Genomic DNA, 15,883 nt, shown 5'->3' with positions numbered 1-15,883 from the left:
AGGCCAGACATGGAACTTATTGCGAAAGCGACCGCATTGGTGGGCGGCGCCGTGGCGCTTGCCCGCCGCATTGGCGCACCCGCCCATCAGGCCGTGGGCACGGCCCCGCAAATCCCCGAGGCCCGCAAACAGGGCATCATGACGCTGAAGATGCCCACCGCCAAAGGCTGGGAAGACGGCCATGTTCCGACCTGCGCGCCGGGGCTGAAGGTCAATGCCTTTGCCAGTGGGCTGGACCATCCGCGCTGGATCGAGGTCCTGCCCAACGGCGATGTGCTGGTGGCGGAATCCAAGGGAGAGGCCCGCCCGCCGCGCAAGCTGATGGATCACGCGGCGCAGGCGACCATGCGCCGCGTCAAGGCCATCGGGGTCAGCGCCAACCGCGTCAGCCTGTGGCGCGACGCCGATGGCGATGGCGTGGCCGAGCAGCGCGAGGTCTTTGTCGAGAACCAGAGCCAGCCCTTTGGCATGGCGCTGGTGGGGGATAAATTCTACCTTGGCAACACCGACGGCATCGTGGTCTTCGACCATGTTGCGGGGGCGACCTCGTTGCAGGGCAGCGGGCGCAAGCTGGTGGATTTCAAACCGGGTGGGCACTGGACGCGCAGCCTGCTGGCCTCGCCCGATGGCAGCCGGATCTATGCCGGGGTCGGATCGCTGTCGAATATCGGCGATCACGGGATGGAGGCCGAAGAGGGCCGCGCCGCGATCTGGGAGCTGGACGTGGCAAGCGGCGAGGCGCGGATCTTTGCCTCGGGGCTGCGCAACGCCGTCGGCATGGCGTGGGAGCCGACCACCGGCGCGCTCTGGACGGTGGTCAACGAACGCGACGGGCTGGGCGACGAAACGCCGCCCGACTACCTGACCTCGGTGCAGGAGGGCGGCTTTTACGGCTGGCCCTATTGCTACTGGGGCCAGACGGTCGATGACCGGGTGCCGCAGGACGCCGCGCTGGTGGCGCGCGCCATCACCCCCGATTATGCGCTTGGCGGGCACACCGCGTCGCTCGGGCTGTGCTGGATGCCGGCGGGCACCTTGCCGGGGTTTGGCGATGGCATGGTGATTGGCCAGCACGGGTCGTGGAACCGCTCGAAGCTGAGCGGCTACAAGCTGATCTTTGTGCCCTTCGAAAACGGCGCCCCCAGCGGGCCAGCGCGCGACATCCTGTCCGGCTTCCTGTCGGAAGACGAAAAGACCGCCTATGGCCGCCCCGTCGGCGTCACCATCGGGCCGGACAAGGCCTCGCTGCTGATGGCCGACGATGTTGGCGATGTCATCTGGCGGGTGAGCGGGGCCTAGCGCCCCGGCTTATCCCGCCAAGGCCCTGACCAGCCAAAGCACCAGCGGCAGGCTGGCCAGCGCCGCAAGGGTCTGGGCGGTGACGATCCCGGCCATCAGCGGCCCATCGCCGCGCAACTGCCGGGTCAGCACGTAAGCGGTTGGCGCGGTGGGCACGGCAGAAAACACGATCAACACCAAAAGCTCGGTCCGGGGCAGGGCAAAGGCATGGCCAACGACTGCCGCCAGCCCCGGCATCAGCAACAGCCGCGCGGCCCCCGCCCCGGCGAGCGCCGACAGATTGCGCCGCAGAGCTGGCAGGTTCAGCGCCGCGCCAACGCAGAGCAACCCCAGCGGCAGGCTGCCCTGACCCAGCAGTTTCAGCAGGCTTTGCGTGCCAAATGGCAGCCCGATGCCGCTCAGCGCCAGCGCAAAGCCGACAAGGCAGGCAAGGATCAGCGGGTTGCGCAGCATCGTCGCCGCAAGGCGCAGCGGGTGGCGCGCGGCGCTGCCCTCGCTCAGCGCAAGGATCGACAGCACGTTGACCAGCGGCACCGCCAGCGCAAGATAGATCGCCGCCCGCTCAAGCGCGTCCGGCCCGCCCAGCAGCGCCAGCAGCGACAGCGCCAGATAGGTGTTGAACCGCACGATGCCCTGAAGCGCCGGGCCAAAGCGCGCGGCGGGCAGCGGGCGCAGCAGGCGCAGCCCCCACAGCAGCGCGGCGGCGGCGCAGATCGTGGCGATCGCCGCCCCCCCAAGGCGCAGCAGCGCCGGATCGTTTACCGGGGCATTGGCAAGGCTCGACACCAGCAGCGCCGGGAACAGCACGAAATAGTTGAGCCGTTCGGCGGCGGGCCAGAACGTCTCTGCCGGAAAGCCGCGCGCGGCCAGCGCGAAGCCAAGGCAGATCAACGCGAAAAGCGGCCAGATCGTGAGGAATAACATGCGGCTGACTGTCCTTTGCAGCGATGCGTCGCTCAGCCATAGCGCGCAAAGCCCGCCGGAACCAGCCGCCGATCCGGGCAAATCAGGATCAGCGCGCGCGGCCCGCCTTCAAGCGCCAGACGCGCCTGACCGCCCTGAGGCATAGCGCGAAGATCAGCCTTGCCCGGCTTGGGCAAGGGGGTATGCTGCGGGGTCAGCCCGCCGGGCAGGCGGCGCCGGTGTCGATCCATGCCTGCGTCAGCTGTCCGAATATCTCTTGCGTGCCGGGCACCGGCTCGCGCCCGTCGCCCGGATGCCAGCCCCAGCCGACCAGCCCGTCTTCGGCGTTGTGCTCGTGCAGATCCGCAAGGGTCTTGCCGCCGTTGCGTTCGGGGTCTTTGAGCTGGGCGCAGATCTCGGCCGCGCTCTTGCCGATCCAGCCCATGCTGAGCGGGGCCAGCTGCCACGGCGAATGGCCGGGGATCGAGCCGCTGCCGGTTGCAAAGGCGACGTTCTCGGAGCCGTGGCAGGTGGTGCAGCGCATCCCCGGCGCGCCGAAATCCGCCACGCCGCGCACCACGGGGGGCTGGTGCATCTGCATCTGCATGCCTTGCCGGGGCGAATTGTCGACCGGGTGGCAATTCATGCAGCGCGGGTGTTCGATCACCACCAGCATTTCCTCGAACAGCGCGACCGAGCGGTCGGCCTCGGACTCGATGCCGGCGAATTCATCGGGGGTGCGCAGCCCGTCCACCGTGTCGGCAAGCGCGGGCGCACCGCAAAGCAGCGCCGCGATCAGGATCTTCTTCATGGCTCAGACTCCGGCTTTGGCGAAGGGCAGGGTGGTGACATTGGTGCCGCTCAGGGCGCGCCATGCATTGGCGATGGCCGGGCCGATGGGCGGCAGGCCCGGCTCTCCCACGCCGGTGGGATCGGCGTCCGAGGCGATGATCTCGACCATCACTTCGGGCATCTCGTGAATGCGCAACATGCGGTACGTGTCGAAATTCGACTGCATCACCGTGCCGCCCGGTGCCAGCGTGATCTCGTCGAACAGCACGCTGCCGATGCCAAAGCCGATGCCGCCTTCCATCTGCGCGCGGATCACGTTGGGATTGACCGCAACGCCGCAATCGACGGCGCACCAGACGCGGGTGACGTGCGGCATGCCGCCGCGATCCTCGACCTCGGCGATCTGGGCGACATAGGTCTCAAAGCTTTCATGCAGCGCGACGCCGTAGCCCTTGCCATCCCTGACCTTGGTGCCGTCCCAGCCCGCCATCTGCGCCACCTTTTCCAGCACCGCGCGATCGCGCCCCGCTTCGGGTTTCATCAGCTCAAGCCGCCCCTGCACCGGGTCCTTGCCCTGCGCCTCCAGCACCATGTCCAGAAACACCTCGGTGGCGTAGCCGGTGTGCGAATGCCCGACGGAGCGCCACCACAGCACCGACACCGGGCTGTCCACCTGCGCCCAGCCGATGCGCGCATGGCGCATATCATAGGGCATCTTGGTTGCGCCCTCATAGGCGGTCGGGTCCATGCCGTCCTGCATCATCTGCGCCATCGGGCCGCCCGCCATGATCGACTGGTTGGCGATCACGTCTTCCCATCCCAGCAGCGTGCCGTCTTCGGCCAGCCCGGCGCGCATCCGGTGTACGGTGAGGGGGCGGTAATAGCCGCCCGCCAGATCGTCTTCGCGGGTCCAGACCAGCTTGTATGCGCCGGGACCGGCGGCCTTGGCGACCTCGGCCAGTTCGGCGGCGAAATGCGCGGTGTCCTGCGCGCGCCGGCCAAAGCTGCCGCCCGCCAGCATCACGTTCACCGCCACGGCCGAGGCATCAAGGCCCAGCACGCCCGCCACGGCGGGCAGGTCGAGCGCCGGGAATTGCGAGCCCATCCAGACCTCGGCCCCGTCCTCGCGCAGTTCGATCACCCCGTCGAGCGGCTCCATCGGGGCGTGGGCAAGATAGGGAAAGCGGAACTCCGCCTCGATGATCTGCGCCGCGCCGTCGATACCGGCCGCGCCATTGCCGATCAGTTCGGCATCCTTGCCCCCCTCGGCGGCGATTTCCGAAAAGGCGGCGTAGATCTCATCGCTCGATCGGGTCTCGGCGGCGCTGTCGTCCCAGTCGATGCGCAGCCCGTTGCGCCCTTTGATCGCCGCATAGGTCGAGGCGGCATAGACCGCAACTCCCTGCGGGATCTGCTGCACCGCGCTGACGCCGGGCACCTTCAGCGCCTCTGCCGCATCGAAGGATGCGACGGTTCCGCCGAATTTTGGCGGGTGGGCGACGGTGACGGTCTGCATGCCGTCGCGGTACAGATCCATGGTAAAGGTCGCGGTGCCATTAGTCTTGGCCGCGGTGTCAAGCTTGGGCAGATCGGTGCCGATCAGCACGAACTGATCGGCGGTCTTGACAGGCGGGTCCTCGGGCGGGGTCATTTGCGCGGCGGCATTGGCCAGCGCGCCGAAACTGGCGGTCTTGTCGCCGTGGCTGACAACGCCCTTCGAGACGGTGATTTCCGCCGCATCGACGCCCCAGTCGGCGGCAGCGGCAGCCACCAGCATCGCCCGCGCCGCCGCCCCGGCCTTGCGCATCTGCATGTAGCTGTTGGCCATGGCGGTCGACCCGCCGGTGCCCTGCAAGCCGAAGGCAAGGTTCTTGTAGAGCGCGTTGTTGGCGGGGGCGGCCTCGGCGCGCATCTGCGACCAGTCGGCATCCATTTCTTCGGCGACCAGCGTCGACAGGCCGGTATAGGGCCCCTGACCGAATTCGATATGCTTGATCATCACCGTGACGGTGTCATCGGGCGCCACCCGCACAAAGGCATTGGGCGCAAAGCTGGCCTCGCCGCCGGCCCCGCTGGACAGCGCGGCGGCGGCGCCCGACTGGGCGCGCGCGGCAATGGGCAGCGACAGGCCGATCACCAGCCCGGCGGAAGAGGCCAGAAACCCCCTGCGGTTCATCTTGGTCATGGCTCAACCCTCCAGCGTGTCGGCGGCGTCGTGGATCGCCTTGCGAATGCGCACATAAGTAGCGCAGCGGCAGATGTTGCCGGCCATCGCATTGTCGATATCTTCATCGCTGGGTTTTGGGATTTCGAGCAGCAGCGCGGTGGCGCTCATCACCTGCCCGGACTGGCACCAGCCGCATTGCGGCACGTCGAGATTTTCCCACGCCGCCTGAATGGCCTGCGCCTCGGGGCCGTCGATGCCTTCGATGGTGGTGACAGAGCTGCCGTCGATGGTGCCGATGGGGGTGACGCAGCTGCGCCGGGTCATGCCGTCGAGCATCACGGTACAGGCCCCGCATTGCGCCACGCCGCAGCCGAATTTGGTGCCGGTCATCTTCAGCTCGTCCCGCAGCACCCAGAGCAGGGGGGTGTCATCGGGGACGTCGACCGTCACCTCTTTGCCGTTGAGTTCGAACCTGGCCATGCGGTCCTCCGTTGGATCTGCGTCTTTGCTGGGCTTGCAGGGGCAGGTAGGACGTTTTGTCGCAGTGTCTATAGATCGCAGAAGGGCGGCTGGCCGCATGGCGCGCGGCCCGCAAGCGCAGGGTGGTTTTCGGGCGCGGTGGCCTAGATTTGTATCGGCGTGTCAGAACGGCAAGGGGGCGTTGTCCTTGACCTCTTTCATCACGAAAAACGTTCTGGTCTGGCGCACGCCCGGCAAGGCGATCAGCTGCTTGCCGTGCAGTTTGTTGAAATCAGACATGTCCCGAACGCGGATCTTCAGCAGGTAGTCGAAATCGCCCGCCACGAGGTTGCAATCAAGCACCTCTTTCATCCCGATCACCGCCTGTTCGAAGGCCGCAAAGCTTTCCGGCGTCGAGCGATCGAGAACCACGCCAACCATGACGACCGATCCAAGGTTGACCGGCTCTGGCGCGATCTGGGCGTGGACGCCGGTGATGAACCCGTCTTCGAACAGCCGCTGGGTCCGGCGATGACAGGTGGCCGGGCTGACATTCACCCGCACCGCCAGCTCGGCATTGCTCAGACGACCGTCGGTTTGCAGGGCCCGCAGGATATTGATGTCGATTCGGTCCAGATCGCCCATGAAAGAATCTTCCGTTTTTTATGCTGTCTCTGCGGGTGTAGGTGATTACGTGGTCTTTAATTAATACAGATGCGCAAAAAATCTGGCAAGTTCGGAAGCACCTTTCCATAGGTTTTCGCTACCGTCAGGGCAGACACCCATTTTGGAGACGCCCGATGTCGATGCTTGAACCATTCGCACGCTACCCGCTGACCTACGGCAAGACGCCGATCGAACACCTGCCGCGCCTGACCGAGGCGCTTGGCGGCAAGGTCGAGATCTACGCCAAGCGCGAAGACTGCAATTCCGGGCTGGCGATGGGCGGCAACAAGCTGCGCAAGCTGGAATATATCGTGTCCGATGCCATCGCCGAGGGGGCCGACACGCTGGTTTCCATCGGTGGGGTGCAATCCAACCACACCCGCATGGTGGCGGCGACGGCGGCCAAGCTGGGGATGAAATGCGTGGTGATTCAGGAAAGCTGGGTGCCGCATCATGATGCGATCTATGACCGGGTCGGCAATATCCAGATGACCCGGCTGATGGGCGCAGACAGCCGCCTCGTCGATGACGGGTTCGATATCGGCATCCGCAAAAGCTGGGAGGACGCGATCCAGTCGGTCCGCGAGGCCGGTGGCAAGCCCTATGCGATTCCGGCAGGGGCGTCGGTGCACAAGTTCGGCGCGCTTGGCTATGTCGGGTTCGCCGAAGAGGTCGCCGAGCAGGAACAGGAGCTTGGCTTCCAGTTCGACTACATCGTGGTCTGCGTGGTCACCGGCTCGACGCAAGGCGGGATGATCGTTGGCTTTGCGGCGCAGGATCGCGCCGATCGGGTCATCGGCATCGACGCCTCTGGCACCCCTGATCAGACCCGGGCGCAGGTGCGCGGCATCGTCGACAGGACCGCCGAGCTGGTCGGGCTGGCGCGCGCGCTGCGCGAGGATGAAATCGTCATCAACCCCGACTATGCCTATCCTGCCTATGGCGTGCCCTCAAGCGAGACCAACGAGGCCATCCGGCTTGCGGCGCGCACCGAGGCGATGATCACCGACCCGGTCTATGAAGGCAAATCCATGCAGGGCTTGATCGATCTGACGAGGAAAGGGGTCTTTCCCGAAGGGTCCAGAGTTCTTTATGCCCATCTTGGCGGTGCGCCCGCGCTGAACGGCTACAGCTATCATTACAAGGACGGCTGAATCAGCGCCGCCGCCCACGATCCGCCGGGCGGTCCAGCCAATTCCCTTACAGGCCTCGGAAGAGCATCCCACAGGGGATGAGCCGCGCCGATACCCGGTGTGCGCAGGGGGATCGCATCAGCGGCGGGGCCAGCCACGACATCTGTCGGCTTACAGACGCGGGCGCTGGTGATGGCGCCTCGCTTGCGTCACGCCTTGCGCCGGATCGTGCCGACAAGCTCGGTTGCCTCGGCCAGCGTGTTGGAGATCGTGCCGTATTTGCGCAGGTTGCGGTGCAGCAGGGCAAGGCGCTGGTCGGTCTCGTCGGTCTCCACGACGATGTCATAGGCGATGCGCAGCATCTTTGGCGGGCTGTCCTGTCGGGTGCCGTGCAGGCTGATCTCGATGCCGCGCATGTCGAATGCCAGCATCGGGGTCACCCGCTCGGCCCCCTTCAGAAGACAGGCCGCAAGGCTGGCCAGCAGCATCTCGGCCGGGTTGAAGGCGTCGGCTCTGCCCGCCATGTCAGTGTCGAGCACGATCCGCGCCTGCTTGGCCTCGGCCTCAGAGCCGTGGCTGTCGAGCCGCCGTGCGGTGACGTGATACTCAAGCATCGGTCCCATTCCATCTGTTGCAAGCCGACCCTGCCGGTGCGCCGCGCAGCGGCAACCGCCGGAGGGGCGCACCGGCAGGGCAGGGCGCGGTTTATGCGCTCAGCCAGGTTTCGAGCTTTGCCGCATCCGGCAATCCGCCCGCGTGGACCAGCTTGCCATCGACCGAAACCCCCGGCGTGGACATCACGCCCGCCATGGCGATGGATTTCGCATCAGAGATCTTTTCCACTGTGACCTTCACGCCCAGCCGGGCGGCCGCGTCCCTGATCATGGCTTCGGTGGCCTCGCAGCGTTTGCAGCCCGGGCCGTAGATTTTGACGGTTTTCATCGCAGTGACCTTTCAGAGCAGGATGTTGAACAGATAGCCGGTGGCCAGAATGCCAGCCGCCACGACGGCAATGAAAATCTCGATGAGGCGAAGTTTCAGCACCTGTTTGAGGATGATCATCTCGGGCAGGCTCAGGGCGATCACCGACATCATGAAGGCCAGCGTCGTGCCAAGGGCCGCGCCCTTGTCCAGAAGCGCCTCGACGATGGGAATGACACCGGCCGCGTTGGTGTACATCGGCACCCCCACGACGACGGCAGCGGGCACCGACCACCAGGCGTCGCCGCCCATGATCCGCAGCATCACCGCTTCGGGCACATAGCCATGGACCGCCGCGCCGATGCCGATGCCCGCCAGCACCCAGATCCAGACCTTGCCGACGATCTCGCGCACCTGCTCCAGACCGATCTTCAGCCGGTCCACCAGCGTCAGCCGCTCTTCGGGAAAATCGCCCACGGGGCCGGCGTTCAACTCGCGCACCCAGTCTTGCAGATACCGTTCCAACCCAAGCCGCCCAAGAACGAACCCCGCGAGGGTGGCGATGGTAAAGCCGAACACCAGATAGATCGTCGCGATCTGCCAGCCGACCAGACCATACAGCAGCCCAAGGCCCACCGGACCGACCATCGGCCCGGCGATCAGAAACGAAAACGTCACGCCCAGCGGAATCCCCGCCGAGACGAAGCCGATGAACAAGGGCACCGAAGAACACGAACAGAACGGCGTCAGAACGCCCAGAAACGAGGCCAGCGGATAGCCCCAGACCACGTTCTTGCCAGCGAGAATGGCGCGGGTCTTTTCCGGGCTGAACCAGCTGCGCAGCACGCCGGTGACAAAGACGATGCCGGTCAGCAGCAGCAGCACCTTGGGCACGTCATAGGCAAAAAAGGCAATCGCCTCGCCGCTGTGGCTGTCGCGCGCCACAGGAAACAAGGATGTGATCCATTCGGCGATTGGGCTGAGCTGGCCGTAGAGCAGATACAGGGCAGCGCCAATCGCAGGCACGCCCACGTACCAGAGCCAGTCGGGCGCTTTGTGATGAGACATCAGGGCATGTGTTTCGGCGCTCATGCGGCGTTCCTTTCAAGACTGTCCTGCGCGATCAGAATCGCGTCGACAAGGTTTGCAAGTTCCGGGCTGAGAGCCGGGTTCAACCGGTAGCGGACCCATTGCGCATCGCGCCGGTCCACCACCAGACCGGCCTGTTTCAGAACCTGCATATGACGCGACATCCGACTTTGGGTGGCGCCAAGGGCATCCATCAATTCGCAGACACAATGCTCTTGCCCGTCCCGGAGCCGCCGTATGGCGGCGAGGCGTGTCGGTTCGGCGAGGGCAGAGAGGGTCGGCACAATCATGGGCGCTCCTTTATATGCGAATCTGCGCATATAAAGGGGTCGCGGGCCTTGATCCTGATCAACCAGCGAGGGTGCGTGCGTCTTATCTCTGCCGCAGCGCGCCCCACATCATCGCCAGCAATGCGATATTCGCCAGCGCCAGCGCAGCGGTGAGCATCAGCGTTTCCTGCGGGCTCGACCAGCCGATCATCCATGCCCCCAGCATCGGGGCCACGGCCTGCGCGACAAGCGATGGGCGCGCCAGACGCCCCATGAGGGCCGGATAGCGCTCGGCCCCGAAAACGCTCAGCGGAAAAGACCCCCGCGCGATGGAAAACAGCCCGTTGCCGCCGCCGAAAATCACCAGCGCCGCGCCAGCGAGCTGATGATCCAGCGCCAGCAGACACAGGCCGACGGCAATGGCAATCGTTGCCGCTGCCAAGGTCCAGATCGGGTGATGGCGCCCACGCCCGGCCATCTCCAGCACCCGTGCGCCGACCTGCGCCGGCCCGATCAACGTGCCAAGGGCAACCGCTGTCGCAAGGCTCACGCCCTCGGCCTGAAGGAAGGTGAACAGCCATGTCGCGATGTTGACGACCACCAACCCATTGAGGATCAGCATTGCGGCCATCAGGGCAAAGATCCGGCGCTCTTTGCGGCTCAGATCTGGCAGCCGGGCGCTGTGCCTGTGGTCGCGGCGGGCTCTGGCGGGGGCTGCGGGAATGGCCAGCAGGATCAGCGGCAGGGTGCCGCAAAGATGGATCGCCGCGTAGGCCACCGCCACGCCCCGCCAGCCCCAAGTGTCAAGCAACAGGGTCGACAGCGGCCAGCACAGCGTGCTGGCAAACCCGCCCCAGAGGGTCAGCTGCGTGATCGCGCCCCGGACCTCGAGGCCATAAAGCCGCCCCAGCGCGGCAAAGGCCGGATCGTAAAGCCCCGCCGCCATGCCGAACCCCAGCACCAGCCAGCCGGCCCAGAACATCCAGATCTGCGTTGCCGCCGCAACGATCAACAGGCCGATGGCAATCAACAGGCAGCCAAAGGCCAGAACCGGCCGCCCGCCATAAGCGGCGATGGCGCGCCCGGTGGCGGGCGAGGCAAGGCCCGCCGTCAGCAACCCGGCCGACAGCGCGCCGGTGATCGCCTCAAGGCTCCAGCCGGTGTCCTGCGCGATCGGTGCCGCCAGCACGGCCATCAGGTAATAGGTGCTGCCCCAGGTAAAGATCATCACCACGCCGAGCGCAGAGATCACCGGCCATCGCGGCGCCGGGGCAAGGGTGATCGTCTCTGTCATCGGATCAGGCCGGATGCCAGGGGCGCAACAGCCGTACCGGCGCAAAAAGACCGGCGCGGCGCGCTCATGCGGCGTCCTGCCCCGGGCGCAGCGCGACGCCGGTGCAGCATTCTTCGGACAGGAACGCCTGCACGCGCAGCATCGCCGGATAATCGACCTTGTTGAACACCTCGCGCCCCTGCTTGTGCTGCAGGACCAGCCCGGCGCTGACCAGCGTCGACAGGTGATGGGCCAGCGTCGAGGGCGCAAGATCCAGATGCTGGCCGATATCGCCAACCCGCAATCCCTGATCGCCGGCCTTTACCAGCAGACGAAAGATCGACAGGCGGGCATCGTGGCCAAGGGCGGCAAAGGCGCGGGCATGGGGGCTGCTGAGGGTCATGCCCCCTAAATAACCAGAAATCCGGTTATTTAGAAGGATTCTTTGCCGCGCCCTTGGCAAATCCCTATATCCCGGCGGCTTTGGCGTTGACGCGCGCGATCAGCGCCTCGCCGGTTTCCTTGCGCTCGCTATAGCGGTCCACGAGGTAATCGGACCGTTCCCGGGTCAGAACGGTGAATTTCATCAACTCTTCCATCACATCGACCATCCGGTCGTAATAGGGCGAGGGCATCATCCGGTCATCCTCGCCGAATTCAAGGAACGCCTTGGGCGTCGAGGACTGGTTGGGGATGGTGATCAGCCGCATCCAGCGCCCGAGGATGCGCATCTGGTTGACGGTGTTGAAGCTTTGCGAGCCGCCGCTGACCTGCATCAGCGCCAGCGTCTTGCCCTGCGTCGGGCGCACCGCCCCCAGCGACAGCGGGATCCAGTCGATCTGCGCCTTCATGATGCCGGTCATCGCGCCGTGGCGTTCCGGAGAACACCAGACCATGCCATCGCACCATGTGACCAGATCGCGCAATTCCTGCACCTTGGGATGGCTGGCATCGGCATCATCCGGCAGCGGCAGGCCCGAGGGGTTGAAGAAGCGGGTCTGCGCGCCGAAGCGGGTCAGCACCCGGGCGGCCTCTTCGCTCAGCAGGCGGCTGAACGAGCGCTCGCGCAGCGAGCCGTACAGCAGCAGGATCTTCGGCGGGTTTGCCGCCGGATCGCAGGCCCCAAGCCGGTCGGCCTCGATGGGGCGGAAATGGGCCTCGTCCAGATTTGGCGTGTCACTCATTTCGGGTTCCTTTTTCGGTCAGGATCATAGTGCTGTCGTGCATCTGGGCCGGGTGTTGTCCGGCCGGGTCGGCAGCGCGGCGCGTCTTCATGCAGCCGCTCAGCGCTGGCAGCAGCCCATCCGGCACGGGTTCATTGCCGACCATCCCATGCGCGAGGCGCTCCGCCAGCGCCTGTATGACCGGCGGGGGCGGGCGGAAATCCATGTCGGCGACGCTGGCGGCAAACAGCCCCGCGCCGTCCTGCCCCGGCACCTTCGGATGCACCTGCCGCCGGTCGATGGCTGCGCCGAAATCAAAGGTCATGCGGATGTCTCGGGGAAGCGGGCGCGGGTGCGGTTGGCGAAGGCGACGAGCGAGAGCATCACCGGCACCTCGACCAGCACCCCGACCACCGTTGCCAGCGCCGCGCCGGAATTCAGGCCGAACAGGCTGATGGCGACGGCGACGGCCAGTTCGAAGAAATTCGAGGTGCCGATCATCGCGCAGGGCGCCGCGATGCGGTGCGGCACACGCATGACATAGGCCGCGCCATAAGCCAGCGCGAAGATGCCGTAAGACTGGATGACGATCGGCACCGCGATCAACGCAATCAAAAAGGGGTGTTGCAGGATCGTCTCTCCCTGCAGGCCGAACAGGATCGCCACGGTCAGGATCAGGCCGACCACCGACCACGGCTTGACGCGGGCGGTGTATGCCTCGATCCGCTCGGCGCTGCGCAGCACGCGGCGGGTGGCCAGCCCGGCCAGCAGAGGCAGAACCACATAAAGCACGGTGGCCAGCGCCAGCGTTTCCCACGGCACGACGATATCGGTGACGCCCAGAAGAAACGCCACGATCGGCGCGAAGGCGACAACCATGATCAGATCGTTCACCGACACCTGCACCAGCGTGTAGGTCGCATCGCCCCGGGTCAGTTGCGACCAGACGAACACCATCGCGGTACAGGGCGCGGCCCCGAGCAGGATCAGCCCGGCGATGTATTGCGCGGCATCTTCGGGCGCGATGAAGGGGGCAAACACATGATCAAAGAACAGCACCGCAAGAAAGGCCATGGTGAATGGCTTGATCAGCCAGTTCACCGCCAGCGTGACGATCAGCCCCTTGGGTTGCCGGGCCACGCCCTTCACCGCGCCGAAATCGACGCTGACCATCATCGGATAGACCATGGCCCAGATCAGCACCGCGACGACAAGGTTGATCGAAGCAATCTCGGCGCTGGCGATGGCAGACACCAGCCCCGGCGCGACGGTGCCGATCCCGATGCCGGCGATCATCGCAAGGGCGACCCATAGCGTCAGGTAGCGCTCGAACGCGCCCATGGCGTCTGAGCCGGAATTAGGTGTATCGGTCATGGTCAAATGTCCTGTTTCTGAGGCGTGACGGGGTCGCCGAGCAACTCGGCAAAGCGGGCAGGGGCGATGTTGCCGCCGGTTATGACGGTCGCCAGAATGCGGCCCTTATCGGCATCTTGACGCGGGGAATGGCGGCCATCCCGACCACCGCGCCCAGCAGCGTGGCGGGATAGAACAGCGACCTGCCACCCGGGTGCAGAACGATCATGTAATCGGCCATCGGCAGCAGGGTGTTTTCGAGGCAATTGGCGGTCATGTACGTGGGCGTGCCCGAGGCGTCGCCGGGAAACAGCCGGTTCAGATTGCCATCGTCCAGCAGCGAGACCCGCAGCCCGGCCTGCGTGGCGGGCAGGTTTGTCATCGCCAGCAGGAGGATGTGGCCGCGGATCGGCTCTGGCGACATGTCGCGAGCCAGGCGGGACAGGGCGATCTGCGCTGCATATCCATCGTCATAAACCCCGCTGAGCATCACCACGATCAGTCCGTCGCCGCTGCGGATCGTCGCCACTGGCACCGAGCTCCAGCCATAGGCCGAACGGTGCCCGCAATGCGGCACACGCCGATATCCCGCCTGTTTGCCCCGTGCGCTCAGGTCGATTTCGGAGGTGATCTGCGTGCCCGACATGTCGGCCTCCTGATGCGGGTTTGATGCCGCCGCGAAGGGCGGTCTTCGATCCGGCGCAGCGGGGGTGTCGCCTGATCGCCAGCCGTGCCTGCCCCCTCGCACGTCGTCCTTGCGGTTGGTGTGTCGTCGTCATTTCGGCAATCACCGAATTCAGTCCGGGCTAAGTCACGTTTCGGAGCTTGTCAAGTTTCGTTAATTCGGGCATTGACGAAATATGGATCAGGACACCGCCATCGATGCTTTTGCAGCCCTTGCCCAACCCTCGCGGATCGCGGTGTTCCGGCTGTTGATACGGGTCGGCCCGGACGGGCTGCCAGCGCTGGAGATCTCGCGGCAGTTGAACATCGTGCCTTCGACCCTGTCGGGCCATCTGGGGATTCTGAAGCGCTCGGGCCTGCTGACCGCGACCCGGCACCAGCGCGAAATCCACTACGCGGCCAACCTGTCCGCGGTCAGCGCGTTGATCACCTTTTTGCTGGCGGATTGCTGCGAAGGGCGGATCGAGAACTGCTCGGAGGTTCTGTGCCTGCTGGACCCGCGCGCATAGGGTTTCGCCGGGCAATCACGCCCGTTGCCCGAGGCCAGATGCAGACAGCGGTTGACGTGGTGGGTCCGTCGCCAGACCACGCCGTCAGGCGCGGGCCGCGCTGGGTATTAGCGCTTCGGCCCAGCTCAGCAATGACGCAAGATCCGGTGTCAGCGCGGTGCCAAGGCCGTCGGCATAGGCCTCGAACTCGGCGAGATGGCCGGCGCTCACTGCGACAAGAACCGGAATGCCGCAAGACAGCGCCTCGCTGATCAGCGGGCGAAAGCCGCGCCCTTCGACTTCCTGCTTGCCGAACTTGTTGACGATGAACAGGTCGGCCCCGCGATCCAGCGCCGCCCGTGCAAGGCCCGCCGCGCGTTCCAGCCCGTCGGGATCCAGCCGGCAGCCCTGCGACTGGCTGCCAAGATCCTGACTGATGCGCACCACATCCGCGCCCGGCAGGATGTGCAGATCCATGGCGCATTTGTGCTCTGCCCCGCGGTCGAGGTTCACCTGCACCGCGCCTGCCAGCCGCACGCCTTGTGCGCCAAGCGCCTGCGCCGCCGCGGCGATCAGCCGGTCCGCCTGTCCCGCGCCGTCGGCTGTCACATATCCCAGCATCGATGCCTCCCGTTGCCTTGTGCCTGCCATGGTGGCTTGGTCGCGCCGACGCCGCAAACAGATTTCCTCGGTTCGGGGCCGCCAATATGCCCGCTGCGCTTCGGATGTAAGTTTTAGGCGCAGGACTTCGATAACGGGTCCCCATCCGTCAAGCGGTTTTGGTCAAGAGATCCAATCGCGCTTGCGGGTTGCTTTGGTGCTGTCACTTCGATTGCCTCGTCGCGGCTCGTGTTCAAGTTCCCTCGGGAACGTGCTTCAGTCCGTGGTCAGCCTGCGGGCTGCCGACAAGATGCTGGTTTGATGCGGTTCCGGTGTGTCCATCTCATAGGCGCGCTCAGCCAAGCTGACGACGGTCCTGACCACGACATCACGGGAACCGCGTCCCTTCGGGACCTCGAGAGCCTGCAGCGAGGCAGGCGGTACAGGTCGTGTCAGAGGGTAGCTTCCATCCTGAAGCTCGAGCCATCGACCCACATGCGGTGCAGCACGACAGCCATGCGTCGGGCCAGAGCCACCATCGCGCGCTGGTAGTGCCCCGAGAGGTGGTGTAAGAGCGCCGACCTTCGGAGAGGTCCAAGGCTGATCAGGTCGCCACGGCGGACA

General features: G+C 65.7%; 20 protein-coding genes. 3 read left to right on the top strand and 17 right to left on the bottom strand.

Annotation, left to right across the window (positions count from 1 at the left end; translation table 11 throughout):
* Positions 1–9: 9 nt before the first annotated feature.
* Positions 10–1,299 carry a sorbosone dehydrogenase family protein gene (locus tag Q4543_RS05945; RefSeq protein WP_303436867.1) on the top strand — a complete coding sequence of 430 codons (1,290 nt, stop codon included), beginning with the start codon at positions 10–12 and terminating at the stop codon, positions 1,297–1,299.
* Positions 1,300–1,308: 9 nt separating this feature from the next.
* On the opposite strand, the gene Q4543_RS05940 is transcribed toward Q4543_RS05945, so the two are convergent.
* From Q4543_RS05940 to Q4543_RS05915, 6 genes are all read right to left on the bottom strand, one after another.
* Positions 1,309–2,223 (bottom strand): AEC family transporter, encoded by a 915-nt coding sequence (locus tag Q4543_RS05940; protein ID WP_303436865.1) that lies wholly within the window; start codon positions 2,221–2,223, stop codon positions 1,309–1,311.
* Positions 2,224–2,255: 32 nt separating this feature from the next.
* Positions 2,256–2,453, bottom strand: a complete 198-nt coding sequence (locus tag Q4543_RS05935) for a hypothetical protein (RefSeq protein WP_303436863.1) — start codon at positions 2,451–2,453, stop codon at positions 2,256–2,258.
* A complete protein-coding gene (locus Q4543_RS05930; protein ID WP_216003715.1) occupies positions 2,417–3,013 on the bottom strand; it encodes an Isoquinoline 1-oxidoreductase subunit in 597 nt (198 codons plus the stop codon). Before Q4543_RS05930 ends, Q4543_RS05935 begins: the two co-directional genes overlap by 37 nt.
* A 3-nt stretch (positions 3,014–3,016) precedes the next feature.
* Positions 3,017–5,179: a xanthine dehydrogenase family protein molybdopterin-binding subunit gene (locus tag Q4543_RS05925; protein WP_303436862.1), complete on the bottom strand. Its 2,163-nt coding sequence runs from the start codon at positions 5,177–5,179 to the stop codon at positions 3,017–3,019.
* 3 nt (positions 5,180–5,182) lie between these two features.
* Positions 5,183–5,641 carry a (2Fe-2S)-binding protein gene (locus Q4543_RS05920; protein ID WP_303436861.1) on the bottom strand — a complete coding sequence of 153 codons (459 nt, stop codon included), beginning with the start codon at positions 5,639–5,641 and terminating at the stop codon, positions 5,183–5,185.
* 162 nt (positions 5,642–5,803) lie between these two features.
* Complete coding sequence (locus Q4543_RS05915; protein WP_303436859.1) at positions 5,804–6,265, bottom strand: Lrp/AsnC family transcriptional regulator; 462 nt, start codon at positions 6,263–6,265, stop codon at positions 5,804–5,806.
* A gap of 155 nt (positions 6,266–6,420) precedes the next feature.
* On the opposite strand from Q4543_RS05915, the gene Q4543_RS05910 reads away from it, so the two are divergent.
* Complete coding sequence (locus tag Q4543_RS05910) at positions 6,421–7,440, top strand: 1-aminocyclopropane-1-carboxylate deaminase (protein WP_303436858.1); 1,020 nt, start codon at positions 6,421–6,423, stop codon at positions 7,438–7,440.
* A 188-nt stretch (positions 7,441–7,628) separates the two neighbouring features.
* Here Q4543_RS05910 and Q4543_RS05905 read toward each other — a convergent pair whose 3' ends face one another.
* The 10 genes from Q4543_RS05905 to Q4543_RS05860 form a co-directional block, all read right to left on the bottom strand.
* Entirely contained in the window at positions 7,629–8,033 is a 405-nt protein-coding gene (locus Q4543_RS05905; RefSeq protein WP_303436857.1) for an OsmC family protein, read from the bottom strand.
* Between the two features lie 91 nt (positions 8,034–8,124).
* Positions 8,125–8,361: a thioredoxin family protein gene (locus Q4543_RS05900; RefSeq protein WP_303436856.1), complete on the bottom strand. Its 237-nt coding sequence runs from the start codon at positions 8,359–8,361 to the stop codon at positions 8,125–8,127.
* A gap of 12 nt (positions 8,362–8,373) precedes the next feature.
* The gene (locus Q4543_RS05895; RefSeq protein ID WP_303436855.1) at positions 8,374–9,432 is read right to left on the bottom strand and encodes a permease; all 1,059 of its coding nucleotides are present in this window, start codon (positions 9,430–9,432) and stop codon (positions 8,374–8,376) included.
* A complete protein-coding gene (locus Q4543_RS05890; RefSeq protein WP_303436853.1) occupies positions 9,429–9,719 on the bottom strand; it encodes a metalloregulator ArsR/SmtB family transcription factor in 291 nt (96 codons plus the stop codon). The genes Q4543_RS05895 and Q4543_RS05890 overlap by 4 nt, the downstream gene beginning before the upstream one ends.
* Before the next feature lie 82 nt (positions 9,720–9,801).
* Positions 9,802–10,992, bottom strand: a complete 1,191-nt coding sequence (locus Q4543_RS05885) for an MFS transporter (protein ID WP_303436852.1) — start codon at positions 10,990–10,992, stop codon at positions 9,802–9,804.
* Positions 10,993–11,056: 64 nt separating this feature from the next.
* Entirely contained in the window at positions 11,057–11,374 is a 318-nt protein-coding gene (locus Q4543_RS05880) for a helix-turn-helix transcriptional regulator (protein WP_303436851.1), read from the bottom strand.
* Between the two features lie 64 nt (positions 11,375–11,438).
* On the bottom strand, positions 11,439–12,155 hold the full coding sequence (arsH, locus tag Q4543_RS05875) for an arsenical resistance protein ArsH (protein ID WP_303436849.1): 717 nt from the start codon (positions 12,153–12,155) through the stop codon (positions 11,439–11,441).
* Complete coding sequence (locus Q4543_RS05870; protein WP_303436847.1) at positions 12,148–12,459, bottom strand: hypothetical protein; 312 nt, start codon at positions 12,457–12,459, stop codon at positions 12,148–12,150. The genes arsH and Q4543_RS05870 overlap by 8 nt, the downstream gene beginning before the upstream one ends.
* Positions 12,456–13,508: an ACR3 family arsenite efflux transporter gene (gene arsB / locus Q4543_RS05865; protein ID WP_303436845.1), complete on the bottom strand. Its 1,053-nt coding sequence runs from the start codon at positions 13,506–13,508 to the stop codon at positions 12,456–12,458. The genes Q4543_RS05870 and arsB overlap by 4 nt, the downstream gene beginning before the upstream one ends.
* 79 nt (positions 13,509–13,587) lie before the next feature.
* Entirely contained in the window at positions 13,588–14,133 is a 546-nt protein-coding gene (locus Q4543_RS05860) for a succinylglutamate desuccinylase/aspartoacylase family protein (RefSeq protein ID WP_303436843.1), read from the bottom strand.
* Positions 14,134–14,347: 214 nt separating this feature from the next.
* On the opposite strand from Q4543_RS05860, the gene Q4543_RS05855 reads away from it, so the two are divergent.
* A complete protein-coding gene (locus tag Q4543_RS05855; RefSeq protein ID WP_303436841.1) occupies positions 14,348–14,680 on the top strand; it encodes a helix-turn-helix transcriptional regulator in 333 nt (110 codons plus the stop codon).
* Positions 14,681–14,764: 84 nt separating this feature from the next.
* On the opposite strand, the gene Q4543_RS05850 is transcribed toward Q4543_RS05855, so the two are convergent.
* Positions 14,765–15,280, bottom strand: coding sequence for a DUF2478 domain-containing protein (locus Q4543_RS05850; RefSeq protein ID WP_303436839.1), 516 nt, complete (start codon positions 15,278–15,280; stop codon positions 14,765–14,767).
* Positions 15,281–15,883: the final 603 nt, after the last annotated feature.

Source organism: Salipiger sp. 1_MG-2023, assembly GCF_030547555.1.
GTDB lineage: Bacteria > Pseudomonadota > Alphaproteobacteria > Rhodobacterales > Rhodobacteraceae > Salipiger.
The sequence above is the reverse complement of the archived record's forward strand: the minus strand, read 5'-3'. Positions and strand labels throughout refer to the sequence as shown.

Coding starts and splice junctions, on each gene's coding strand:
- Q4543_RS05945 (WP_303436867.1), top strand. CDS start 10: ATGGAACTTATTGCGAAAGCGACCGCATTGGTGGGCGGCGCCGTGGCG.
- Q4543_RS05940 (WP_303436865.1), bottom strand. CDS start 2,223: ATGTTATTCCTCACGATCTGGCCGCTTTTCGCGTTGATCTGCCTTGGC.
- Q4543_RS05935 (WP_303436863.1), bottom strand. CDS start 2,453: ATGGATCGACACCGGCGCCGCCTGCCCGGCGGGCTGACCCCGCAGCAT.
- Q4543_RS05930 (WP_216003715.1), bottom strand. CDS start 3,013: ATGAAGAAGATCCTGATCGCGGCGCTGCTTTGCGGTGCGCCCGCGCTT.
- Q4543_RS05925 (WP_303436862.1), bottom strand. CDS start 5,179: ATGACCAAGATGAACCGCAGGGGGTTTCTGGCCTCTTCCGCCGGGCTG.
- Q4543_RS05920 (WP_303436861.1), bottom strand. CDS start 5,641: ATGGCCAGGTTCGAACTCAACGGCAAAGAGGTGACGGTCGACGTCCCC.
- Q4543_RS05915 (WP_303436859.1), bottom strand. CDS start 6,265: ATGGGCGATCTGGACCGAATCGACATCAATATCCTGCGGGCCCTGCAA.
- Q4543_RS05910 (WP_303436858.1), top strand. CDS start 6,421: ATGTCGATGCTTGAACCATTCGCACGCTACCCGCTGACCTACGGCAAG.
- Q4543_RS05905 (WP_303436857.1), bottom strand. CDS start 8,033: ATGCTTGAGTATCACGTCACCGCACGGCGGCTCGACAGCCACGGCTCT.
- Q4543_RS05900 (WP_303436856.1), bottom strand. CDS start 8,361: ATGAAAACCGTCAAAATCTACGGCCCGGGCTGCAAACGCTGCGAGGCC.
- Q4543_RS05895 (WP_303436855.1), bottom strand. CDS start 9,432: ATGAGCGCCGAAACACATGCCCTGATGTCTCATCACAAAGCGCCCGAC.
- Q4543_RS05890 (WP_303436853.1), bottom strand. CDS start 9,719: ATGATTGTGCCGACCCTCTCTGCCCTCGCCGAACCGACACGCCTCGCC.
- Q4543_RS05885 (WP_303436852.1), bottom strand. CDS start 10,992: ATGACAGAGACGATCACCCTTGCCCCGGCGCCGCGATGGCCGGTGATC.
- Q4543_RS05880 (WP_303436851.1), bottom strand. CDS start 11,374: ATGACCCTCAGCAGCCCCCATGCCCGCGCCTTTGCCGCCCTTGGCCAC.
- arsH (WP_303436849.1), bottom strand. CDS start 12,155: ATGAGTGACACGCCAAATCTGGACGAGGCCCATTTCCGCCCCATCGAG.
- Q4543_RS05870 (WP_303436847.1), bottom strand. CDS start 12,459: ATGACCTTTGATTTCGGCGCAGCCATCGACCGGCGGCAGGTGCATCCG.
- arsB (WP_303436845.1), bottom strand. CDS start 13,508: ATGACCGATACACCTAATTCCGGCTCAGACGCCATGGGCGCGTTCGAG.
- Q4543_RS05860 (WP_303436843.1), bottom strand. CDS start 14,133: ATGTCGGGCACGCAGATCACCTCCGAAATCGACCTGAGCGCACGGGGC.
- Q4543_RS05855 (WP_303436841.1), top strand. CDS start 14,348: ATGGATCAGGACACCGCCATCGATGCTTTTGCAGCCCTTGCCCAACCC.
- Q4543_RS05850 (WP_303436839.1), bottom strand. CDS start 15,280: ATGCTGGGATATGTGACAGCCGACGGCGCGGGACAGGCGGACCGGCTG.